Below are 22,729 nucleotides of genomic sequence, written 5' to 3' on the forward strand. Positions count from 1 at the left end.
CAGGCCAATGCAAAAAAACCAGGTCAAACCGTCAACCGCAACCGCGCCAGATCCCGCAACGGTGGAGCTCCGAACAACCGGCTGTACTCGCGGCTGAACTGCGAAGGGCTTTCATAACCCACCCGATATCCGGCCGCCGAGGCTTCCAGTCCCTCGGCCAGCATCAGCCGTCGGGCCTCTTGCAGTCGCAGTTGTTTCTGGTATTGCAGCGGGCTCATGGCCGTCATGGCCTTGAAGCGGTGGTGCAGGGTCGAGACGCTGAGGTTCACTTCCCGGGCCAGGTCATCGATGCGCAGGGGTTGTTCGAAATGGCTGTTGAGCCATTTGATCGCCTGGCTGATGCGATGGCTCTGGCTGTTGGCGATGGCGATCTCATACAGACGGTAGCCCTGGGGACTGCGCAGCAGACGGTAGAGAATCTCACGGCGTACCAACGGCGCGAGCATAGCGATGTCTTTCGGCGTATCCAGTAATCGCGCCAGCCGCAGTACGGCATCGAGCATCGGCGTGTCCAGGCGTTCGACATACAAGGCACGGCCGGCGGGACGGGTCGGCACGCCCATGGGGCCGGCATCGGCGATCAACGCGGTGATCTCCGCCGGGTCGATGTCGATGCGCAAAGCCAGGACCGGACGCTCGGGCGAGACGTCGGCCATGCAGCCGCTCAATGGCATCGACACCGAGACCACCAGGTAATGAAGCGGATCGTAGTTGAACAGTTCATCCGCCAACCGTACCTGCTTGCTGCCCTGGGCCATGATGCACAGCGCCGGTTGGGCCAGCACCGGAGCGAAGTCGCGGGGGCGGGTGTGGCGGGAAAGGTTCAATGAGCCGATGGCCGTGGAGTAATTGCCATCTTCACCGGTATTTCGGTCGATGATCGACGCCAGTTCAGCGCGCTGCTGTTCCAGATAGGTGTCCAGCGGGACGTGGGCGTGGTCAAGTGGTGACATGCCGGAATCCTCGGGTGATAGGGAAGCCATGGACAAAGCTTATGTTTGTGCAAGGCGCAGCGGTAGTCACATCCTGTTGAAAGCTTGCCTGATCCTGCACGGCTCGCTGTGCTGCAACATCGAATGTCGCTGAAACTTGCTTGAAACCTTTTGTCTCAAATTGCCGGCTGACGGAGAGCCCCTGGCCTCCTTGTGAATGCCTGGCGCGCAGAATTGTGCAAGTGGTCGGCAGAAATCGACTAACGACCCTGGTCTCGCGGCGCTTAACCTTTGATCGTGTCGCAGCCTGTCCCGGGCTGCACAACGGACTACCTGGGAGGTTGAACATGTCTACACAGATCCCCGTCAGTCACATGGCTTTCGTGCGGGCCCGCGCCGGTTGCTCCAAACCGCTGGGGGCGCGCTTGAGCACACTGATCGCGCCATCGCGCCAGGCCCCCGGTTGCATGCACTTTGCCTTGCAACAATCGCAATGCGATGCCGATCTATGGCTGGTGTCCGGGCTGTGGGCCAACCAACAATCGATGGATGCGTACTTCAACTCGCCGGCCATGGGTATTTTTTCCGAGCTGGTGCAGGACCTTGTGGTCAGCAGCCTGGATTTCCACACCTTCAAGGACGTGTCCGCCGCCCAGGCGACCGAAGGGAGCCTGGCGACGGTACACAAACTGGCCGGATGAAGGTTTAATGACGTCATTTTTCATCGCCCGGATGCGCAGACATGGCACTTAAAGCCTTTGAAACCTTCGAAGCTGTTTCCGCTGTCGTTCCCAAGGAAGGAGGTGGCTATTACGCCGCCATTGCCACCAAGGCCATTGGCGGCCCAGGTGCACCGCGCTTTAACAAGGTGCTTGAAGAACAGACTTTCGAAACCGCGGCCAAGGCCGATGAGGCGGCAGCGGTGCAGCTGACTCATCTCAAGGGCGTCGATGACGAGGGCGGGCTGCTCTGGTAACTCCCACAGTTATTTGGGGCGGTGCATCCTGAACAATGCCTCTGGTCCCAACTGGAAATAATCCGCCGGCCCACCGCCGCGCAGAATCGGCTCGGCGGCCGCCGTGTCGTAGACCCCGTCTTTCAATAGCCATTTGGCGATGTGCACGGCAACCACTTCGCCGAGGATCAGCCAGCTCGGCACCGGCGACTTGTCCGCACGCTGCAACTGAATGATCTGGGTGACCTTGCATTCGAAGGACACCGGGCTTTCGGCTACCCGCGGTACCTGGATGATCCGTGAGGCTACGGTTTTCAGCCCCGCCAGTTCGAACTCGTTGACCTCAGGCGCAACCATCGCGCAGCTCTGGTTCATCTGCTCGGCCAGCGGGCGTGTGGCCAGGTTCCAAGCGAATTCGCCGGTCTGTTCGATGTTGTTCAGGCTGTCTTTGCGACCGACGCTGGAGAAACCGATGATTGGCGGGACGTAATTGAACGCATTGAAGAAACTGTAGGGTGCCAGGTTCAGGCGGCCCTCGGCGTCCTGCGAAGAAATCCAGCCAATGGGACGCGGGCCGACGATAGCGTTGAACGGATCGTGGGGCAGGCCGTGGCCGTTGGCGGGCTCATAGAAATGGATGTCATCGGACATTAGCGGGTGTTCCCTGAGGAAGGCATTGATAGGCCGCTAATAGTGCTAGGCCGCGGTTTTAATTTCCAGAGAAGCAAAAGATCGCAGCCCTCGGCAGCGCCACGGTCATTCCGTCAGGCGCCTCGAGGGCTGCGATCTTTTCATTATCAATCAACTGATCGCTTCGGCGGTGCCGGTTTTGTCGAAACCATCGGCTGCAATGGCATCGGCGGTGCCGGTCTTGTCGAAGCCATCGGCAGCAATGGCGTCGGCGGTGCCGGTCTTGTCGAAACCATCGGCTGCAATGGCGTCGGCGGTGCCCGTCTTGTCGAAACCGTCGGCGGCGTAGCTGCCGGAATGGTTGCGCTCGATGGCAGCGCTGGCCTCGGAGCCAAAGGCGGCAGAGCCGGTTTTGTCGAAACCGTCGGCGGCGAAGGTGTTAGCAGCCAGTACGGACAGGGTCAGAGCGAGGATCAGTTTGGTTTTCATGGTGTGTACTCCGGGTTCGTTGGCGATGTGTCTTGCATGGGTTGAATATTACGCCAATTAAGTTGATTGAAAATCTCAAAATAATGCTGAATATGATCGATTAAGTAGATATTAAGGGCGGCGCATTGACCATTTCGCGAATGGGAGCGAACGTCGCGCGGGATAATCGATCAGGTGGACTCAGGATGCAGGGCAGGGATTAACGGGTGATTAATCGCTGTTTCGAGGCTTGAGGCGAGTTGCTTTCAATCGCGAGCAGGGCTCGCCCCCACAAGGACTTGCACTAACCCTGTGGGAGCGAGCCCTGCTCGCGATGCGGCCATCAGTCACCGTTGCAGTGACTGCAAGTACATCAATCAGTCAGTCAGAATCCGCGAATGTTTGCGGGTGTCTTTCATGGTGATGTACACCAGCAGCGACACGGCGATGCAGGCTGTCACGTACCAGTAGTAGCCGGTTTCCATGCCGATGCTCTTGAACCACAGGGCGATGTATTCGGCGGTGCCGCCGAAGATCGATACGGTCAAGGCATAAGGCAGGCCGACGCCCAAGGCGCGGATTTCGGTGGGGAACAGTTCGGCTTTCACCACGGCGTTGATCGAGGTGTAGCCGCTGACGATGATCAGCGCCGCCATGATCAGGAAGAACGCGCCCCACCAGGTCTGGATGGTGTGCAGGGTGGTCAGGATCGGCACGGTGAACAGCGTACCCAGGATGCCGAAGGCGATCAGGATCGGCCGGCGCCCGATTTTGTCCGACAACCCGCCGATCACCGGCTGCAGGCACATGAACAGAAACAGCGTGGCGGCGGAAATGGTGGTGGAGTCGGAAATGCTCATGCCGACCGTGTTCACCAGGTATTTCTGCATGTAGGTGGTATAGGTGTAGAACGCCAGCGTGCCGCCCATGGTCAGGCCGACCACGGTCATCAATTCCTTGGGATGGCGCAGCAGGGTGCGCATGGTGCTTTCCTTGGATTTTTCCTTCTTGGTGAACGACTCGGTTTCTTCCATGCCGCGACGCAGGTACAGCGCCACGATTGCGCACAACGCGCCGATGGCGAACGGAATGCGCCAGCCCCAGGCGTACAACTGGTCACTGGTGAGGAACTGTTGCAATACGATCAGCACGCCGAGGGCGATGAGTTGGCCAGAGATCAGGGTCACGTACTGGAAGCTGGAGTAGAAACCGCGGCGTTCCTTGGTGGCCATCTCGCTCAGATAGGTCGCCGAGGTGCCGTACTCGCCACCCACCGACAGGCCTTGGAGCAACCGGGCCAGCACCAGCAGGATCGGCGCACCGACGCCGATGGTTTCGTAGCCAGGGCTCAGGGCGATGATCAGCGAGCCAAAGCACATCAAGTACACCGAAGCCATCAACGCACGTTTGCGTCCGGCGCGGTCGGCATAGAGGCCCATCAACCAGCCACCGATGGGGCGCATCAAAAAGCCCACGGCGAAGATCGCGGCGGTGTTGAGCAGTTGGGCGGTGGTGTCGCCCTTGGGGAAGAAGACCTTGGCGAAGTACAGCGAGAAAGCGGCGTAGACGTACCAGTCATACCACTCGACCATGTTGCCGACCGAACCGCTGAAGATCGATTTGATCCGGCTGGCGGTAGTTCTTTCACGGGCGGGCACGGCAGCCGACCCGAGGGGCAGGGCGTTGGAGTTATCCATTGAAGGATCCTTCGTTTAATTGTTTTTGTGGAGCGCGTGGAGACGCGGCCTGACAGGGCTATAGCAGGAGCTGTGCCAGACGGTGGAGGGCCGGTTTAGAGGGGGTGGCGGGGCGGGGTGAGCGGAAATCCGCTTATTGTTGCCATGGTGGTAAGCAGGAATCCGCTTATCAATGGAGGATGTGTTGTGGGTGCTGGCCTCATCGCGAGCAGGCTCGCTCCCACAGGGATTTGCGCTAACCCTGTGGGAGCGAGCCCTGCTCGCGATGAGGCCCTTTCATTCACCACAAAAACTCAGGGCGAAGTCGTCGAAGGCGTGAACTCCAGCTTCAGCTCCCCCCGGTACTGACCGGTGTTCTTGTCGATCTGGTTGAAGGCTGGTGTGTCCAGGGTGATGGGCCATGGCGTGCACACCACCGGGAAGGGCACGTTGGGCAAGCGCACGGCGCGGATGTCGGCGTTGTGAATGCCGGTATGGGTCACTGTCTGCCCCGACACATGCTGCGTTTCGCCCAGGTTGGCGGTGCGGGTGCGCACCTGGTATTCGATGCGGTTGCGCTCGCCCGTGCCGCCGGCGGTGTGGTGCACGAAGAAGCGGCCCTCCATGCCGGGAACGGGATTGGCGCCGGTGATGCGCACCTCGTAGCGCTGGCTGTTGGCGTTATAGCCGTCGTACAGACAGGCATCGACCACGGACTGGCCGGAAACCACGCCGCCGGGTCCGTTGCTCAAGGGCCGGGTGCGCAGGTTCAGGTCCACTTGCGGGGTGCTGATGCCGTAGGCAGGGAGGTAGATCTGCACGTTGTTGTGGTCGGTGACGTCCAGTTTGAAGTCGACGGTGTAGGTATGCGCGGCTCCGATAGGTTGTGAATAGTACCTTCGGAGCCTCATGACCAATTGCGCCGTCCAAACGCCACCGGCGGGCAACTTGGCGAGTTCCGACCGAGGAATCCAGAGGGTGGAGGCCGTGCCTGTCGCATCCACTCCCTCGCAGTTGCCATGTGATGTCGAAGTCAGCATCCAGGTGCTGGACCCCCACATTCCACAGGGGCTGTGGATCGGGAGTCTGCGCGTAATGTTGCCGTTGACGGTCAGAACCACGGACAGTCGGCTGCGTTTCTCCGTGAAACGTAACTTTATCTCGGTGGTGCCGTACCTGCCTCCGGCGGTGGTCAGGCACTGGCCTGTCGCGGGATCGGTGTTGGACAGACAGACAAAATGCATTGTCTTATAGCCTGCGCCTTCCACCGGCTGTTCGTGCCAGCCGTGGGTCATCCGCGTCCAGATGTAATGATCGGCGGGCGGAGCCGAACGGTCGAAGGCGAGCGTCTCGGATTGATAGTGGTTGCCGGGATGGATGTCCCCGAGCGCAGGGAGCGTCGCTAACGCGCCAATCAGCGCGCCCAGGCGGCGAGCCCAACGGTGAAGGATCGAAGTCATGGCTGGTTTCCCTTGTCTGGCGATAACGCGGCGCTACGGCGCGCCGTCCAGCGTCCGAGGCGGTCGGGGTCATGGAGGTTTTTCGGCAGCGCGTCCAGGGTGGTGCTCTGGCAGGTGAGCGTGCCAACCCGTCGCAGGCTGCTGCGAGCGGTCGCCGATTGCACGGCGCAGGCATGCACGCCGTTGAGGTCCAGGGCGAACAGCGGGGCTGGGTGGTGGTCGAGGTCAACGACGAAGCTGCCGTCTTCGCCCGTTTCGAGCATCGCGGCGTTGAGGATGGCGGCTTGTGCCAGCGGTTTTCCCCGGGCGTCCACCAGGCGGCCGACGTAGGTGTAGCTGACGCTGGATTCGATGCGTTGTACCGCCAGTTTGCCAGGGGGCAGGAACCAGTCGCGGCTGCCGTTGCCGACATTCACCGAACTCAGATTCTGGCGCGAGGCGTCGGCGTCGCTGATGCGGGTTTGCGAGGCCTGGAAGCCATTGATGGGAATCAGCCGTTTCTCGCCGAAGCCGATGCTGGTCTGGGCGCCGTAGCCACCGCTGACCTTGGCGGCCGCGCCGCTGGCGTTTTCCGCCGGAGCCGCGACGATGCCGACGGCGGCGCCCGGGCCGGTGCCACCCTGGCCCGGCCCCCAGAAGAAGCCTTCGTCTCCCAGTGCCAGGGAGGAAGCATGATTGCCGCTCAGCCCAGGACGTGAATGCTGGCGGTCACCACCGCGCTGCGACACGGCCAGGCTTGTCTCGCCCCAGTTGCGCTCCAGGCGCCCGGCCAGTTCAGCATCCCAGCGGCCAAGATCATCGTAGCCAACCCCGGTGTTCATTTCGTTGCGTCCGTGTTCGCCTTCCCAGACCCGGGTGTGGGCCAGGCTGGTCCGTACGCTGTCGCTGGCATTCTGTTCGCGGCGCGCATCCAGGCCGACGCTGGTGTGGCGGAAGCCGCCGGAGGTGGAGCGCTCGTTCTGGGACAGGCTGAGGCTCAGGTATAGACCGTGATCGGTCGGTCGGTTGCCGCTCTGATTACGAAACGCGCCCACGCGGTGGATGAGGTGGAGCGGGCCCAGGGAATGCCCGCGGGAAAAACCCACTTGCAGGGTGCGGGCCCAGGTGGCGGTCGTCAGGTCTTCGGTCAGGTCTGGCTCGCCGGGCAATGTATTCCAGTAGTACGACGGGCTCACCTGGGCGTAGCGGTTGTAGCTGTAGCCAGCGCTCAGGGCGCCGCCGGCCAGGGGCAGGGAAGCGCTGGCGCTCAGGGATTCGTTGCAGCCACTCTGCCGGTAGGCACGGCGGGTGTGTTCGCAGGACGGGCTGCGCAGCGAGTAGCGATAGAGATTCCAGGACAGGCCATGATTGAAGGTGAATTGTTGGCTGTTGCCGCTCGCCCCGTCATTGCCTTCCAGGAGGGCGGCCGACAGCGACCAACTGCTGGCACCCAGCGTGCCGGCCCAGTCCAGGCGGCTTTCGTTGAAGAACGCCGTGTCGAGCCAAGTGATGCCGCTGGTCAGCGCCAGGTTGTCCAGCAAGGGGATCCGCAGGCCGGTCTGGGCCACGGCCGCCGGGTCCTGATCGTAAAGGGAGTGCTCGGCCGTGCGTCCACCCTGCAAGAACCACTGCACGGTGTCATCGCCCAGGCCATTGCCGTCGGTGCGGCTGAAGGGCACGGTTTCGGTGCGGGTCACCTGGCCGTTTTCGATCACCCGCAGGGTCACCGGATAGCTGCCGTTGGGGAAGGTCCGGGTGTCGACGTTCTGCACGCCGGCATCGAGGTACGAGGTGGACAGCAATTCTTCGCCACGAAAGGCATCGACGCGGGCGCGTTGGGTCAGGATCAGGGAGACGGGGGTGCCCTGCCCGACGACGTCGCGATTGAGGTAGGCCAGGGTGGTGCCTACGCGGGCGCCGTCGATGCGGCCCAAGGGCAACAGGCTGAAATTGAAGTTACCGCCTTCTGCGCTGGACAGGTTGCTCATGTCCATGCGTCCCGCCTGGGCGTAGTGCTCCCGGTCGAAGTCCTGCCGGTAGTAGGCGTTGTTGAATTCCAGATTGCTGTCGCTGCCGCGCCTGTTCTGGTTGGCCTGGTAGATCCAGGTGAACCCCAGATGGCTGCTTTCCCCCAGACCGAGTGCGCCGAGGCCGCTGGCTCCCAGGGCGCGGTAGCTGTCGGACTGGGCGATGTTGATGTTCTGTCGATGGACGAGGGCATTCCGGGCCTCGCTCGGTGTGTGCAGTCGAGGGGCCGAGGCCTCGTTTTCCGGCAGCCAGTCCTTGCGCAAGAGCACCTGCAGCCGGGCGCCTGCCTCATCGAGGATCACGGCCACCGCCTCGGTTTCCAGATAGCCGCAACTCGCCTCGCTGGCCAAACCGTAGGAGCAGGCCAGTTGGCTGTTGCTGGGCAAGGGCTGTGACAGCAAGGGCAGCAGCTCTTGGGCAGACACCAACGCGCCAGCTTCGACCAACAAGGCAGCGATCCGCTCGGGTTGTTGAAATTCGATCCGGCCAGGTCGCACCAGCACCGGATGCAGGCCGAGATTGCGATTGAACAGGTGCAGCTCGAGTTGTTCCACCTGACCCTCGACCAGGGCTTCGAAACCGGCCGGTACTCGGGTCAGGTCGGCGGGAGCGGCCGATACGGCATCGGCCAACGCCCACGCAAGGCAGATGGAGAGTGCGGTGAGATGGAGTTTCATACGTGGCCTTGACGAAGAAAAAGGGGAGGTACGACAGCGCCGTACCCCCCCTCCCGGGGAGAACCGGCGGTTTACGGCTGCTGGGTCAGGACCAGGCTGACAATGCCTTCGTAACGGCCAGCGTTGGTGATGGCGCCGGCAGTGGTCTGGCGGATGTCCAGCATCTGCTCGATGGAGCCGCTGGTCGGGTCACCGCCGGGGAACAGGTCGGCCGCCGACAGGGATACGCCGGTGGTATTCAACGCCCGTCCGCCGAAACTGATGGACAGGGGCACGCCAGTGGCGGCGGGATTGGTCATGTTGGCCAGCACCGGGTTGGTGATCAGCCGCAGGGTCATGTCCTTTTCCGTGTCGTTGCTGAAGATCCGCGTGCCCAGGCGGGTGGGCTGCAGGCCGGCACCCGGCAGGTAGGCCATCTCCATGGACGCTGGCAGCGGGCTGCCATCGGACTGGAGCAGTTCGATCGTCGGATCGACATCGGCATAGACCAGGATGCTTTTTTCCACCGCCACGGCGGGCAGCGAAACCAGGGCAGCCAGTGCCAGCGGTGCGAGTTGGAGCAGTTTCATGGGGTGTTGCCTCTTTGCTATGGATGAACGGGGGCCCAACCACGTGCGGGGGCACGTAGCTCAGGTCAAAAGAAATTCGTTGGGACGTCGGGTTTTAAGGCAGTACGGCGAGGGTGCGGGGCTGCTTATCGTCGCTGGTCACGAAGCGCATCAGGACATTGCCGCTGACGCCGGGAGCCGAGACGGGAAGAGTGTGGCCGGGGTACAGGCTGCGATTGACGTCATTCCAGACGCAGTCCTTCTCGCCTTTGACATCGGCGCAGCGGCCAACTTGCAGCACGCCGACGCGCAGGGTGCCGTCGTTGCGCAACGCTCCGCCGTTCTGTTGCAGGCTGATGCTGGTGCGTCGTTCGTCCGGCAGCAGGCGCACCAGCGCGCCCCAGATCAGGTTGACACCAATCCTGGGCTGCACGCCTTGGTCCGAAGCGGTTTCATCCACCAGGTCCGGTGCGGCCACAGGTTCGAAATAGACGCGGTAGACGGTTTCCTCGCTGGGGATCGCCTGGGCGATAATACGTACTGTGCGACTGGCACCGGGAGCGAGTACCGTGCGTTGCGGCGACACGACGATGCCCTGGGTATCGGCGGGAGACAGGGGGCTTTCGTGTTCGTCCGGTGTGCCGGGGCGCTGGATCCGGGTCACGCTGACTTTGATGTACTGGACCTTGTCCGACTTGGAATGCAATTGAATCTGGCCCACACCGTCCTGCTCGGCGCCGATGGTACTGGTCATCGGATACACCACCATGTTGGCGGCCGCTGGCGTTGACGCACCCAGGACCAGCGTCAAGAGTGCAAGCTTGCTCGAGACCATCCAGCGAGTGGTAAATGTTTGATACAAATGCATGTTCGACCTCAAGTAAGTGAGAAAACCTCAACGTTTTCAGTACGCTTGGTGAAGTGCCTGGCCTCGACCCCTGGACCGGTGGCGATGAAGAAAAAACCTTCGTCCTGGGGCGAGCTATATTTGTGATACTTCCTTTTGTGCTACAGATGCTTCCCTATTTCGTGTAGGAAGTTTCCAAAGTAGATCCAGATCCAACGCTCCCGACACGCTGATGATCGTCAATGAGGTGACTTCTCGGACGTTCAGCGCTGACACGGGCATGGTGGCAATTCCTGTGAGGCATAGATGATCGCTGTTTGTCCAAAATATTTTGGTGGGATAATTACACCATGTCAATAGATTTGGTGGATTATATCCACGTTCGCCTGCGCGAAGAGATTGATCGTTGCGGCATTTCATTGGCGGCGGCGTCCCGTGCCGCGGGGGAATCCAGCCCGCAGCGCTTGAAGGAAGTGGTGTCGGGACGGCAGAAATGCCCGGCCGATCTGGTGGCGAAACTGGCGGTGATTGGCGTGGACGCGCAGTACGTTCTGATTGGCGAGCGTGGGCAAGGCGCAAGGCCGCCGTCGTTGGCGCCCGATGAGGAACTGTTGCTGGATGGCTATCGGGCCCTGGATGCGGCGAGCAAGAAAAGGATGCTTGCCAGTCTGATCTCGGGCTAGGGGTATCAGCTCTCCTGCAAAAACATTTCCCGGCTCAACCCATGGCGCTGCATTTTTTCATTGAAGGTGCGGCGCGGCAGTTGCAGTTCTTCGAGCACCGCCTTCACATCGCCTTTGTGCCGCGTCAGGGCGGCGCGCAGGCATTGGGCTTCGAACGCCTCTTGCTGGGCGGCCAGGGATTGACCGGGATCCGTCTGCAAGACGTGGGGTTGATCCAGTCCCAATAGCTGGCGTTCGGCGACATTCGCCAGTTCACGTACGTTGCCCGGCCAGTCGTGGCTCAGCAGGTGGCTCAGTTGCGGGCCGCTCAGAGGGGCGGCGGGGCGGCCGAGGCGTTCGGCGGCGCGGTGGGTGAAGTGTTCGAACAACAGCGGAATGTCTTCGCGCCGCTCACGCAATGGCGGCAGGCGCAGCTCGGCGATGTTCAGGCGATAAGCCAGGTCTTCGCGAAAGCGCCCGGCCCGGGCTTCGTCCAGCAGGTCCGGCTTGGTGGCGGCGACGATACGCAGGTCCACGGCAATGCTCTGGTTCGAGCCCAGGCGTTCGAGCTTTTGTTCCTGCAATACCCGTAACAGCTTGACCTGCTGGGCCAGAGGCATGCTCTCGATCTCATCGAGAAACAGCGTGCCACCGTCGGCATATTCGAGCTTGCCGATGCGCTTGCCCTGGGCGCCGGTGAACGCGCCGCTTTCATGGCCGAACAGTTCCGCTTCGAATAGCGGTTCGGGGATGGCCGCGCAGTTCAGGGCCACGAACGGCTTGTTCGCCCGAGGCCCGAAGTCATGCAGGCAGCGGGCGACCAACTCCTTGCCGCTGCCCGTTTCGCCGCGGATCAACACATTGACCGGCAGTGAGGCCAGGTCCAGCACCTGGCGCCGCAGGTTTTGCAGCGCACGGGACACCCCCAGCAGCGTGCCGTCGAGCCGGGCCCTGGCATCGGCCTGTTCGTGCAGTCGGCGGTTTTCCAGGATCAGGGAGCGCTTGTCCAGGGCGCGGCGCAGGCTGCCGAGCAGGGCTTCGGGACTGAAGGGTTTTTCCAGGAAGTCATAAGCGCCGTCGCGCATGGCTTCCACCGCCATCGGCACATCGCCGTGGCCGGTCAACAGGATCACCGGCAGGTCCGGGTCGCGTCGCCGCACTTCAGCCAGCAGTTCCAGACCGCTGAGCCCGGGCATGCGCACGTCACTGAGGATCACCCCGGCAAAATGCTCGGGCAGTTTCGCCAGGCATTCTTCGGCGCGACTGAACAATTGCACCTCGAATCCCGACAGGCTCAGCCATTGCTCGACGGCGCTGCGGATGCTGGCTTCGTCGTCCACCACCATGACGTTTTTCAGCTGGGATTGGCTAAGCATGCAACTGCGTCTCCTGGTCGATGGGCAAACTCACGCAGAATACAGCGCCGCTTTCATGGTTGTCCGCGGTCAGGCGTCCGCCGGATTCATGGATGATGGCGAACGAAACCGCCAGCCCCAGGCCCAAGCCGTCGCCCACTGCCTTGGTGGTGAAGAAAGGATCGAACACCTGGGCCAGGTGTTCTTCGGCGATCCCCGTGCCGCTGTCGCGCACCGTCAGGCGCCACAATAGCTCGTCGGCTTCCAGGCATATTTCCAGGCGCCTGGCGGGTCGTCCGGCCATGGCATCGAGGGCGTTGCGCAGCAGATTGATCAACACCTGCTCGAGGCGGATCGCATCGCCGCGCACCCATGCCGGGCGGGTGAGGTGCAGCACGGTGTCGACCTGTTCGTCCCGCAGGCGCGTGTCCAGCAATTGCAGTGCCTGGTCCACCACCGCCGCCAGGTCCAGGCGTTCGCGCAGGCCGCTGGGGCTTTTGCGGGCGAAGGTTTTCAAGTGGCCGGTGAGGGCAGCCATGCGGGTCAGCATGTCATCCACCGGTTTGAGGGCTTTGTAGGCATCATCGACCCGGCCGTGGTCCAGCAGCAGGCGCAGGGTCGCCAGTTGCATGCGCTGGGCGGTCAGCGGCTGGTTGATTTCATGAGCCAGGGCCGCCGACATCTGCCCGAGGGCCGCCAGTTTGGCCGACTGTACCAACCCTTCCTGGGCGGTGCGCAATTCCCGGGTGCGTTCTTCCACCAGGCGTTCGAGTTCGGCGCGGCTACGCTGGCGCAGTTTTGCCAGGCGCCAGCGCTGGTTGAGGAACAACAGCAGGAACACCAGCGCCAGCCACGATCCGGCGGCGGCGAGCCCGGCGTTGCGACGGTCCTCGAAGGCGATCTGAGGCGGGCGCAGCAGGTGTAGCGTCCAGCCTTCGGCAGGCAGTGGCAGGGATTCCCACAAATAATCCGCAGCGCCCTCGGGGGCTTCGACCCGGCTCAGATGGCTGTTGTCGTCAAAGCGCCGCAACGGCTCGAAGGACAGCGGTTGCAGCGGCTGCTTGTCGTATTGGCGGGTGGCTTTGAGTTCGGCGCGATCGCTGTCGGTCAGCGGTCGCAGATGGCGATAGCGCCAGCCCGGTCGGTTGGCAATGAAGATGATGCCCCGGGCATCGCTGACCAACAGGGTGTCACTGCCCTGGCGCCATTCACGCTCAAGCTCGGGAAACTCCAGCTTCACCACCATCGCCCCGAGGAATTCGCCGTTGTCGCCGGTCACCGCGCTGGACAGGAAGTAACCTGGAATTCCGCTGGTCACGCCCACTGCATAAAAGCGCCCGGTGCCCTGGGTTCGGGTCTGGAGGAAATAGGGTCGAAATCCATAGTTATGCCCGACGTAACTGCTGGGCAATCGCCAGTTACTGGCAGCCACGGCCAGTCCGGTGTGGTCGAGCAATTCCAGGGTGGACGACCGCGCCGCGCCGTTGATCTTCTCCAGCTTGCGATTCAGCGCCTCCTGTTGCGCCGCGCTGATCGGGCCCTGGAGGGCGGCGCGCAACTCGGGGTCCAGGGCCAGCACGGCGGGCAGGGCACGGTAGCGGTCGATCAGGGTGTGCAGGGAATTGGCGTATAGCGCCAATTGCTGGTTCGCACGGCTGGCGTCTTCCTCCAGCGCCTCGCGTTCGGCGTGGCGCACGGCCAGCGTCGCGGCGACGACGGCACCGGCGAGGATCAGCAAGGTGTACAACGACAGACGCAAGGTACGGGAAGTCGGCAGCATGCTGGCGCAAACCGGTAGCAAGTCGGGCGGGCACCATAGCATGCCGCCCGCTGTCAGGGCCAAGGGCGGCCGCCTGCGCATCAGACAGCGGTGATTTTGCGGGGCACCGGAGTCCGATTCGGGCCTTTCCTGTAGAACACTCCATCACCCAGGGAGCTCATGGATGTTTCAGACCCACGCCTCGATACTGCCTCATGGGTGTCAGGTTTTCCTGGCCTCAGCAGGCTGATTTTTTCGAGCATGTTCATCGTCTGCCAGGTAATGCCGATCATCGCTTCTATTTCCAATACCTGATCGCGCAACGAACCCTGAACCTTTTCCGGCACCTCTTCCAGCAATCGCTGTTCGGCGATGAGCCTGTCCACGGTGTCGATCCACTTGCCGGCCAGGGCCTTTCGCTCGGCCTTGCCCTTGGTATCCCTGAGCTCGTCGACGTAACCGCCCACGACCGGTCCCAGAATGGCGCCGGTTATCGCTCCAGTGGTACTGATGGCGGCGTTGGTCATGTTGAATATACGGTTGGCGCCCTGAGTGACGTCCATGGGTGGCAATGAACCTCCGCCCGAGGGATCCCAGGAACCGGGCGGAGACCAGCCGGGGTTGAACAGGGTGGCGTGTATCGTCAGTTGTGCGGCGGCGGTAATCAGAGTCGACACGATGGCGGCATTGGCGGGGCTCGATGTGCCGACTGGAAGCAACGCCAACCCGACCCTTGAATTCACTGCATCCAGAGCCAGCTGCCTGGCCCAGGCTTGCCACGTCTGTGTGGTTTTGGGCAGCGGTGGAGGACTAGGACTCTTGCGTGGGTCGGATATCTGTGTGAGTAAGACTGCACCTTCCCCCTGGTTGGCAGGGGATGCGGTAGTTGCAGAAGCCGGGGTGATCTGGATGGCTGTTTGTGCCGATTGTGCCGCCGTCGAAGGCGGTGGTTGTTTTGTCGTTCCTTGCACATCGATGAAGCTGACCGGGTTATTACCGACCATCGCGTATCGATTCAGCCCATCCACATTGCCCAGCGGGTCCGGGCCGATCCAGTGCCGCAGCCACGGCGCGTAATAGCGCAGACCATAGTAGTAAAGGCCGCTGGCATCCATCGGCCGGGCACAATAGCGGATGCTCTTGTAGTCGGCCTCCATGATCGAACGGCTTGCCCAAGAAGCGGTGGTCCCAAATGGATGGAATCGTTCGCGGCTGATCAGCAGGCCCCGACTGTCGGTTTCCAGTGTGCAGGAGCCCAGGTGATCACCATGGCTGTAGCGCACCTGATAATCCTCTATCCCGGGGTTGCCGCTTGCCCAATGCAGACAACGGACAGGGCCCGGCGCCCATTCGATCACGATGACTTCCAGGTTCCGGTCGGTATTGTCGTGCAGCTCCAACCCTGGCAGATATCGGCGCTGATCGATCAGGACGGTTCTGTTTGCCTGGGTCGTGCGGGTCGTTCTCAAACGCTTACCATCGGCCCCATAGACAAAGTGCTCATGATCACTGGCGGCGGGCAGTGGGCGGGCCACGGTCGTGCAGCGCTCGAGCTGATTGCGCAAGTTGTACAGCAGCGGTTGGCCGCCGCGCTGCAACAGGCGCTGGTTGCCGCAGGCATCGAAACTGCCGGCAAAGTCGGGTTCGCTCTCGTCCCTGGGCAGTGCCCGGTTGCTTTGAGGAGCAATCACCATTTCCAGTGTCCTGGACTGGCCTGCATGGTCGCTGCGGTGGATCAGGCTGAGCAGGCCGCCGCTGTCGTTATAAGCCATCGTCTGTGAGTAATTGAGCAGCAGGCTGTCATCGATCGGGCTCAGTTCCGGCAGCCCGGGGTGACCTGGGTCCACTTGCGCTTCGCATCCGGTGGCACCCGTCAGCCGATACAGGCTGTCGTAGGTGAACGCCTGGTCCGCCGTGACGCGTCGATTGGCAAAATAGCGGACGGTAAAGGTCGGGTCGACGATGTTCAGTACGTTACCCATCGGATCGTAGCGGTAGCGAGCATGTCGCAGCGTAGTGCCGGTATCCGTTTGCGTCTTGAGCTCGACCACACGCCCGTCGGCCGGATCGTAAGTCGCCGTGTCGACCACGCCATTGCCGCCCACTTGGCGTTCCAGCTGGCTGTCGGCGTTATACAGGAGACTGTGATAAAGCATGGCCTCGGGCCTGCCCGCAGGTTTCAAGGCAATACCGTCCAGTTGACCCGCAATGTTGTAGTAGAAGGTCTGAAGATGTTGGCGTGCGTCGAGTTGACTGAGCAGGTTGCCGGTGCTGTCGTAGGTGCGGCGTGTGGTCAATCGTTCGGGCTCGAGCTGAAGCTCGTTGTCTGCCTCCTCATGGGACCAGTCCGGCGAGTTGGCGGTATTGATGAATCGTCGGGTTTCGATCAAGGACTGGCCGTTGAGGTTGTAATCGCCCATGGTGAGTTGGCCGGCGGGATCGAGGTGTTCGATGATCCGGCCACAGGCATTGCGGGCGGCGGCTTCGGAGGATGAGTCTGCACGGAACAGCCGTTCGGTAGCCTGTTCGCCAGCACCCTCGGCCCGTTCGTACACGGCGATCAATCGCCGCTGCGAGTCGTATTCGTTGCGCAGCCGCGTGCCGCGTCCGTCCCATGTCAGAAGTCCCTCACCCATAAGACCGATCAATTGAACGCGACGGCCCGCATCCACATGGTGGCTGGACAGGGGGGCACCCGACAGCGAGTAGACATCGATCTGGACTGCAACCGTCAACCGGGCATCCCACTGTTGTGTCACGCGACCGGCGAGGTCCTGGTGATAACGGGTGATGATGCCGCGTACTGGCTGATCGAGCGCGGAACGCAGGTAATGAGTGTGTCGTACCGTCTGGCCTCGTGGCCCTCGTGCGACAGTCGTCGGCGTGCCAAAGTGAACATTGTTCATCGTTGGACGGCCTCCAGGGTATTCACCGCTTTGATCCTTGATCGAGATCGGGTACCGAGGGGGCAATATAGCAGCCGGAAAACGGCACCGAACCTGTCATGTCTGACAGGGCGACCGGTTCGTAAAGGCGCGAGCCGGTCATTGGGTCATCTTCGCGCGGCGTTCGACATGAGTTGGGATTGCTTCATCAGGAACCGATGGTCCGTGGTGCTCACCTTTTTGTACCAGGTCATGCCTTTCTGCGCTCGATCGATGTAGTCCAGCGTGACCACGGTTTTTCTGTGCAAAACCGATCGGTGGATCGGTGCCAGGGTTTGCGGTGTCGTCATGTAGTTGACGTTGGGCAGCACGTCACCTGGATAAATAGTGGATTTGCCCAGGGCTTTGAAGGTGGCATCAGTCTCGGCCCAACGCTGCTGCACGGTGCTTTTCCATTCGGCGAGCATTGCATCGATCTTCTGGATCTTTACGGGCGTCAGCCCCGTCTTGATGTCTTCGGCTTCCTGCGCCCGGGAGCCCAGGTTCAACAGGTTGATGCCTGGGACCACCGAGCCTACGACTCGATTCAGGAAAGAACTCGAAAACGCCTGGACCGAGGTGCTCATGGAGGTGTCCCAGGCGAGCCCCAGCCTGCTGTCGATCGCCTTGATCGACATGGCCGATGTCTGTGGAATGAGCGGCCGAAGCAGGCGAGCGGTCGGCAGGCTGGCATCGGCCGTCGCGCTGGCCATGTCGGCGCCTATGTTTCCACCGGCGAGGCCTCCCAGATAAGGAATTTCATTGAGTCGTGGCGCCACCGAGCCGAACGCCTCCGCGCCCATGTAGCCACCCGCAAAACCGACCATGGCGCCAATGGTTTCACCTACCAGATTTTTCAGCAGCTCGTTTGCGATGTTCGTCTTGTGAATGATGTTATCGATCTGCGCCAGCGCCGTCGCAGACTCCGTCCCGAGTTCGGAAATGAAGTCCGAATAGTTCATGATCCGCCACTCGGTCCTGTTCGTCCCGCTGTCGACATAGCGCAACGGGTTATTCCCCACGAACCCGTACAGGTTCAACCCATCCACGTCCCCTGCTGGATCGGCTCCGATCCAACGCTGCAACCACGGTGCGTAGTAACGCTCGCTGTAGGTATACAAGCCACTGACATCCATCTCACGGCCCGAGTAACGCACAGTCTTGTACCCGACCTCCAGGACCGATCGCGCGGTCATCCATGCCGTGGCCCCGTACGGGTAATAACCTTCGTGACTGATCAACCGGGCTTGTTGGTCGAGCTCCATTACGCTCGAGCCCAGATGATCCGGCAGGCTGTAGCGCAGCAGGTTGGCGGCAATCCCCTCCGGCTTGCCGGTAACCCAGTGCAGGCAACGTATGCTGACGGGGCCGGCGGCGAGAAGAATGACGTGTAATTGTTCGCCGCAGTCGCGGGTGCGGATTTCCAGGCCAGGCAGGTAATGTACCGCGTGGAAATGGCGGGTAGTCGCGGTGTAGGCGTCGTGGCGTTTATAAACCCGCTGGCCCTGGCTGTAGTGGTAATGCTCTTCGTCATCGGGGGCGACGTCACGCTTGACCAATGTCACCGATGCCAGTTGGTCACGGGCGTTCCACTTGAGGTCACGGCCAGGTTGCAGTGCCTGCAGGTTACCGTGACGGTCGTACAACTCGTCGAATGACGGGGTCGGATCACCCGGTGTCCAGCGCGTACCTCGGTTGCTGTGCGGGTCGATGTACATCTGGCGGGTGTGGCAGGCTCCGTCGCGTGTGTGGATGAGCTTGATCAGATTGCCGCCGTGATCATATTCATAGGTTTGAAGGTAGTTGCGCCGGTCGTTGGGATCGCTCGGCTGTGGGAGGGCGGGAATGTCCGAGGGCGGGCTATCGTCATAACCGCTGGCGCTGAGCAGACGATACAACGAGTCGTAGCTGAAACCGCGATGCCCATCGACCCGCTGGTTGGCGAAATAACGGGGCGTGAAGGCATGATCGAGAATGCGGGTCATGTTACCCACAAGGTCATATTCGTATTCGTAATCCTGTACGACAGTCTGGTCGCTCTGCGTCCATTGACGCTGCAAGCCGGCATTGGCCGGGTCATAGACCCAGTGGCTGACCAGGCCATTACCGAGCCGTTGTTCGATAATCTGCCCGGCGGCGTTGTACCGGGCGCTTTCCAGAACCGATAGCCATTGGGTCTGCCCATTGATCTGCAACCGGGCCTGCGTCAGTTGCCCGGTCTGGTCGTAGCGCAACTGTTGCCAATGCAGACCAGCGTCTGTCCGCTCCAGAATGGTTCCCAGCGGACCGTAGAGGTATCGGCTGGTGAAGGCCTGGCCATCCTCGAAGGTGCGCGTTTCGCACAACGGCAGGCGCAGCAGGCCGTAGCTGTCCGGGCGCAAGCTGCCCGAAGGGTCGGTCTGCTGGAGCAACTGTCCGCGCAGGTTATGACCGACGTCCGCCGTGGCGTCGGCGTAGAGGAACGTATCGATCCCGGCCTGGCCGTTTTCCTCCACAGCCACCGGACGCAGTTGCTCATCGTAGGTCATTCGCCAGTGACTGCCACGCTCATCCCAGCGCTGCCGGATCTCACCCGCCAGGCCCGGCAATACCAGGCGCCAACCGGCATCGACGCTGTCGTAGCGCAACGAACTGCTACTGAGTGTAAAGAGAGCGGCCTGGTTGGGTTTGGGCGCCTGGCTGAAAAGACGCGGGTCCCATTGCTCGATCAGATGGCCGGCGGTGTCATAGCGTTGGCGGGATATCAGTGCCGTGGCGGGGGTTGCGACCTGGCTGCGTAGATAAACATTTTGGCGTACCGGCAGGCCTCGGCCATCGATGGCGACGACGTTTGGAGTACGGTAATGGACGGTACTCATGGGTCGAAGACCTCCAGGGGTGTCGCTTCGATCCTTAATCGAGGTCGGATACTGAGAAGGCAATATACCGGTGAAAAGACAGCGCCGAACCTGTCAGGTCTGACAGGCTCGAAGACGTGCAGTGCAGTCAAAGGTAGGACTGGACCGCGCTGTTCCACTGCCGATGAGTCATGTTCACCCTGGCGGTCAACACATTGAAGGGCGCGGAGCCATCCTGGGATTCCATCAGGATGTTGGCGCAGTTGAAGCAGGCGGGAAAGGCCGACGCGTCCCTGGCACCCTTGAGCTTTTGCGTCACCACGAGAATTTGCGACGGATCGGTTTCACCCGTCATGGCTTTCTGAAACGCCAGCGCAACGTGCCCGCCGGCACTCTCGGCATGCATCCCCGGAAGGCCGGCGGACTTGGGCAAATAGTGATCACCGGCGACGATGTGCGCCTTGAGCCGTTTCTGGAGAAGGGGCTGCAGCGTGGGCACTTCGTATTCCAGGCCGGCCAGATTGATCGGTTCGGCGTTTGTGCCTTTGTAGACCTTGATGGGGCGTTGCGTGTCCTGGTACATGGCGATGAGTTTCTCTTTCAGGAAACCTTCGTAACGGTCGATGTCGCCGAACTTGAAGATACCGCCCGAGACGGGATTGTCTTTTTCCAGGCCTTGATCGGCGGGTCGGTACTCCACGACGCCATGGCGCTCGACCGTCAACTGGGCGGGTAGCGGAATGTTGAAGAAGTCGGTGAGACGGATGGTTTCTTCAGGTGTTGCGCCCGGTATTTCGAAGCCTGCGTGAGCGACCAGGTTCTCGTCCCGGTTCTTCTTGAGAAACAGCTCGGCTTCCGGATTGCCGCTGAAGTGCATTTCCCGCATTTTCTTCACTTTTGCGGGCGAACCGGAAATGGCCGGCAGCGGGTTCGCGCCGCCCTGCAGGATGAGACGTGTGCGGTCGCTCATCAGGGCCGTGAGCCCATTGCCTTCGGCCAGCGTCTTGTTGCTTTTGTTCAGGCCCAGGAGGTCGGAGAAGCGCATCGGGTTGTTTGCCACCATCGCATAGAGGTTCAAACCGTCCGCCGGCCCCGCCGGGTCCGGGTTGATCCAGCGCATCGTCCATGGTGCGTAATAGCGCAGTCCATAGTAGTAAAGGCCATGCGTGTCGCGCTCCTTCCCGGAATAACGGACGGTCTTGTAGCTGGCCTGTCGCTCGGAGTCGGCGGCCCACCACGCGGTGCCGCCGAAAGGGTAATAACCTTCATGGCTGATGAGCCTTGCGTCCTGGTCCAGTTCCTTCACCAGGGAACCCAAGTGATCATCCAGGCTGTAGCGCAACTGACCCTGTTCGATTTCATCCGGCCGGCCTTTTTTCCAGTAAAGGCCGCGTACATTGAAACCCAGACCTTGCAGTGTGCAGACGTGCAGCGTTTCGCTGTCGTCCAGGGTGCGGATTTCCAGGCCGGGCAAATAGCGCACGTCACGTACATGGCTGACGGAAGCCGCCCGGGTACGCTGGCATTTGCGCGTGCGGATGCCCTGGGCGTCGTAGACGTATTGTTCCACATCGTCATCGGTGTCCTGGCGATGCACCTGCGTTACGCTGTGCAACTGGTTACGCAGGTTCCAATTCAGTTGCTTCCCCGACCCCGGCAGTGTCAGCAGATTGCCGGCGGCATCGAAACCCAGATCGTCGCCAGGCGCGGCATCTCCCTTGCGCCACTGGATGCAGCGATTGCTCGTCGGGTCCATCGTCAGGTGCAGCGTATGGCCCTGGCCCGGTGTCGCGCTGCTGTGGACCAAGGTGTGCAGATTACCGCCCCGGTCATAGTGATAATGCTGGGTATAAGGCGTGCGCAGCGAAAGGTCCGCCGGTGGGATCAGCCCCGGCAGTTGGGGTTGGGTACCGGCGTCGCGAACTTCCAGGCCCGTGGCGCTTTCCAGGCGATACAGGCTGTCATGGGTAAACCGACGCTCGCCGTCGATACGCAGGTTGGCATGGTAGCGGGTGACATGGGTGTGATCGGTCAGGGACGTCAGGTTGCCCACTCGATCGTATCGATAGCTGAAATGCTGGTGAATGTCGTCGCCTTTCACGGCTTTGCATTCGCACAGTCGGCCATCGGCCGGGTCGCGGCTGTAGGAGATCATGACGCCGTTACCGGCGGTGTACCCCTGGAGGCTGCCGTCGGCGTTGTACTGCATCTGCTCGACGATGACCTGCGAGGTCGGGCTGCCTGTCCATTGCAGGCGGCAGGCCTTGAGTTGGCCGGCAATGTCCAGGTCCACGTGTTGCAAGTGACCTCCGGCATCCGTCTGACCGAGCATCTGCGCCATTGCGCTGTAATGCCAGCGCGTGTCGTAGCCAGTGCGCTCGAGCAGGGTGTCGCGTTCGGCCTCATCGACGGGCCAATCCGGCGGTGCCAGCGTATCGGGAAAGTGTCTGGACTGCTGCAACGGCGCTCCGGCCATTGAATAGTCATCTGTCGTCAACCGTCCGGCTGTGTCGTAGTGCGCCACCAACCGGCCGCGTTGATTGTGCCGGGCGCGGTCGCTGGTGTTTTCGCCGTAGTGCAGGTATTCGACGGTGGCCCATGCCTGGTCCTGGCTTCGTTCACGGATGACCAGGGGACGTAACCGGTTGTCGTAGTCGATTCGCTGCTCGCTGCCGCGGCCATCCCAACCCTGTAGGCGCTGCCCGGCTACGCCGAAGAGCTCCCGGCGCATTCCGCCGTCGACGTTCTCGGTGAGCAGCGGTGTTCCCGACAAGCTGTAGACACTGTACAGATTGGCCGTTTCCGTGCCGTGCAGCCGAGGGTCCCACTGGAAGATGATGCGGCCGGCCACGTCGAACGCCTGGGCCGTGACCAGCCGTTCTATCTCGCCACCGGTGGAGCCGCGCAGGTAATCCACGCGCCGGACCGGCCCGCCACGCCCGTCGAACACCGCCAGGCGCGGTGTGTTTGCATGGGCCTGCCTGCTCACCTG

Annotated in this window: 16 protein-coding genes; 3 read left to right on the forward strand and 13 right to left on the reverse strand. The window is 61.7% G+C overall.

The features are described 5' to 3' along the window. Positions 1-23: 23 nt before the first annotated feature. The gene (locus tag AD666_RS01505; RefSeq protein ID WP_053146853.1) at positions 24-953 is read right to left on the reverse strand and encodes an AraC family transcriptional regulator; all 930 of its coding nucleotides are present in this window, start codon (positions 951-953) and stop codon (positions 24-26) included. A gap of 326 nt (positions 954-1,279) precedes the next feature. On the opposite strand from AD666_RS01505, the gene AD666_RS01510 reads away from it, so the two are divergent. Further along, positions 1,280-1,633, forward strand: coding sequence for a putative quinol monooxygenase (locus AD666_RS01510; RefSeq protein WP_053146855.1), 354 nt, complete (start codon positions 1,280-1,282; stop codon positions 1,631-1,633). 41 nt (positions 1,634-1,674) lie between these two features. Next, positions 1,675-1,908: a hypothetical protein gene (locus AD666_RS01515; RefSeq protein WP_053146857.1), complete on the forward strand. Its 234-nt coding sequence runs from the start codon at positions 1,675-1,677 to the stop codon at positions 1,906-1,908. A 9-nt stretch (positions 1,909-1,917) separates the two neighbouring features. On the opposite strand, the gene AD666_RS01520 is transcribed toward AD666_RS01515, so the two are convergent. The 7 genes from AD666_RS01520 to AD666_RS01550 all read right to left on the reverse strand — a co-directional run bounded on the left by AD666_RS01520 (position 1,918) and on the right by AD666_RS01550 (position 10,221). Next, positions 1,918-2,538 (reverse strand): flavin reductase family protein, encoded by a 621-nt coding sequence (locus AD666_RS01520; protein WP_053146860.1) that lies wholly within the window; start codon positions 2,536-2,538, stop codon positions 1,918-1,920. 150 nt (positions 2,539-2,688) lie between these two features. Beyond that, positions 2,689-3,006 (reverse strand): hypothetical protein, encoded by a 318-nt coding sequence (locus AD666_RS01525; protein WP_053146862.1) that lies wholly within the window; start codon positions 3,004-3,006, stop codon positions 2,689-2,691. 356 nt (positions 3,007-3,362) lie between these two features. Next, positions 3,363-4,682, reverse strand: a complete 1,320-nt coding sequence (locus tag AD666_RS01530) for an MFS transporter (protein WP_053146864.1) — start codon at positions 4,680-4,682, stop codon at positions 3,363-3,365. A gap of 293 nt (positions 4,683-4,975) precedes the next feature. Then, positions 4,976-6,121, reverse strand: coding sequence for a CfaE/CblD family pilus tip adhesin (locus tag AD666_RS01535; RefSeq protein ID WP_053146866.1), 1,146 nt, complete (start codon positions 6,119-6,121; stop codon positions 4,976-4,978). Next, entirely contained in the window at positions 6,118-8,805 is a 2,688-nt protein-coding gene (locus AD666_RS01540; RefSeq protein WP_053146868.1) for a TcfC E-set like domain-containing protein, read from the reverse strand. The genes AD666_RS01535 and AD666_RS01540 overlap by 4 nt, the downstream gene beginning before the upstream one ends. A gap of 71 nt (positions 8,806-8,876) precedes the next feature. After that, entirely contained in the window at positions 8,877-9,374 is a 498-nt protein-coding gene (locus AD666_RS01545; protein ID WP_082339632.1) for a CS1 type fimbrial major subunit, read from the reverse strand. Between the two features lie 94 nt (positions 9,375-9,468). Then, a complete protein-coding gene (locus AD666_RS01550; RefSeq protein ID WP_053146870.1) occupies positions 9,469-10,221 on the reverse strand; it encodes a fimbrial protein TcfA in 753 nt (250 codons plus the stop codon). Positions 10,222-10,550: 329 nt separating this feature from the next. Between AD666_RS01550 and AD666_RS01555 the strand changes: the two genes are divergently transcribed. Continuing rightward, positions 10,551-10,883, forward strand: coding sequence for a helix-turn-helix transcriptional regulator (locus tag AD666_RS01555; protein WP_053146871.1), 333 nt, complete (start codon positions 10,551-10,553; stop codon positions 10,881-10,883). 5 nt (positions 10,884-10,888) lie between these two features. Here AD666_RS01555 and AD666_RS01560 read toward each other — a convergent pair whose 3' ends face one another. From AD666_RS01560 to AD666_RS01580, 5 genes are all read right to left on the reverse strand, one after another. Then, on the reverse strand, positions 10,889-12,238 hold the full coding sequence (locus AD666_RS01560; protein WP_053146873.1) for a sigma-54 dependent transcriptional regulator: 1,350 nt from the start codon (positions 12,236-12,238) through the stop codon (positions 10,889-10,891). Continuing rightward, entirely contained in the window at positions 12,231-13,997 is a 1,767-nt protein-coding gene (locus AD666_RS01565) for an ATP-binding protein (RefSeq protein ID WP_053146875.1), read from the reverse strand. The genes AD666_RS01560 and AD666_RS01565 overlap by 8 nt, the downstream gene beginning before the upstream one ends. Before the next feature lie 80 nt (positions 13,998-14,077). Beyond that, the gene (locus AD666_RS01570; RefSeq protein ID WP_053146878.1) at positions 14,078-16,882 is read right to left on the reverse strand and encodes an RHS repeat domain-containing protein; all 2,805 of its coding nucleotides are present in this window, start codon (positions 16,880-16,882) and stop codon (positions 14,078-14,080) included. A 146-nt stretch (positions 16,883-17,028) separates the two neighbouring features. Further along, a complete protein-coding gene (locus AD666_RS01575) occupies positions 17,029-19,758 on the reverse strand; it encodes an RHS repeat-associated core domain-containing protein (protein WP_053146879.1) in 2,730 nt (909 codons plus the stop codon). A 127-nt stretch (positions 19,759-19,885) separates the two neighbouring features. Then, a complete protein-coding gene (locus tag AD666_RS01580) occupies positions 19,886-22,726 on the reverse strand; it encodes an RHS repeat-associated core domain-containing protein (protein ID WP_053146881.1) in 2,841 nt (946 codons plus the stop codon). Positions 22,727-22,729 lie beyond the last annotated feature (3 nt).

Source organism: Pseudomonas sp. Pf153 (genome assembly GCF_001269775.1).
Taxonomy (GTDB): Bacteria; Pseudomonadota; Gammaproteobacteria; order Pseudomonadales; family Pseudomonadaceae; genus Aquipseudomonas; species Aquipseudomonas uvaldensis.

Bases quoted from the DNA above. Each gene is read 5' to 3' on its own strand.
- AD666_RS01545 (WP_082339632.1), bottom strand. From the start codon at position 9,374: ATGAAACTGCTCCAACTCGCACCGCTGGCACTGGCTGCCCTGGTTTCG.
- AD666_RS01540 (WP_053146868.1), bottom strand. From the start codon at position 8,805: ATGAAACTCCATCTCACCGCACTCTCCATCTGCCTTGCGTGGGCGTTG.
- AD666_RS01535 (WP_053146866.1), bottom strand. From the start codon at position 6,121: ATGACTTCGATCCTTCACCGTTGGGCTCGCCGCCTGGGCGCGCTGATT.
- AD666_RS01570 (WP_053146878.1), bottom strand. From the start codon at position 16,882: ATGAACAATGTTCACTTTGGCACGCCGACGACTGTCGCACGAGGGCCA.
- AD666_RS01550 (WP_053146870.1), bottom strand. From the start codon at position 10,221: ATGCATTTGTATCAAACATTTACCACTCGCTGGATGGTCTCGAGCAAG.
- AD666_RS01515 (WP_053146857.1), top strand. From the start codon at position 1,675: ATGGCACTTAAAGCCTTTGAAACCTTCGAAGCTGTTTCCGCTGTCGTT.
- AD666_RS01560 (WP_053146873.1), bottom strand. From the start codon at position 12,238: ATGCTTAGCCAATCCCAGCTGAAAAACGTCATGGTGGTGGACGACGAA.
- AD666_RS01575 (WP_053146879.1), bottom strand. From the start codon at position 19,758: ATGAGTACCGTCCATTACCGTACTCCAAACGTCGTCGCCATCGATGGC.
- AD666_RS01525 (WP_053146862.1), bottom strand. From the start codon at position 3,006: ATGAAAACCAAACTGATCCTCGCTCTGACCCTGTCCGTACTGGCTGCT.
- AD666_RS01555 (WP_053146871.1), top strand. From the start codon at position 10,551: ATGTCAATAGATTTGGTGGATTATATCCACGTTCGCCTGCGCGAAGAG.
- AD666_RS01510 (WP_053146855.1), top strand. From the start codon at position 1,280: ATGTCTACACAGATCCCCGTCAGTCACATGGCTTTCGTGCGGGCCCGC.
- AD666_RS01530 (WP_053146864.1), bottom strand. From the start codon at position 4,682: ATGGATAACTCCAACGCCCTGCCCCTCGGGTCGGCTGCCGTGCCCGCC.
- AD666_RS01505 (WP_053146853.1), bottom strand. From the start codon at position 953: ATGTCACCACTTGACCACGCCCACGTCCCGCTGGACACCTATCTGGAA.
- AD666_RS01520 (WP_053146860.1), bottom strand. From the start codon at position 2,538: ATGTCCGATGACATCCATTTCTATGAGCCCGCCAACGGCCACGGCCTG.
- AD666_RS01565 (WP_053146875.1), bottom strand. From the start codon at position 13,997: ATGCTGCCGACTTCCCGTACCTTGCGTCTGTCGTTGTACACCTTGCTG.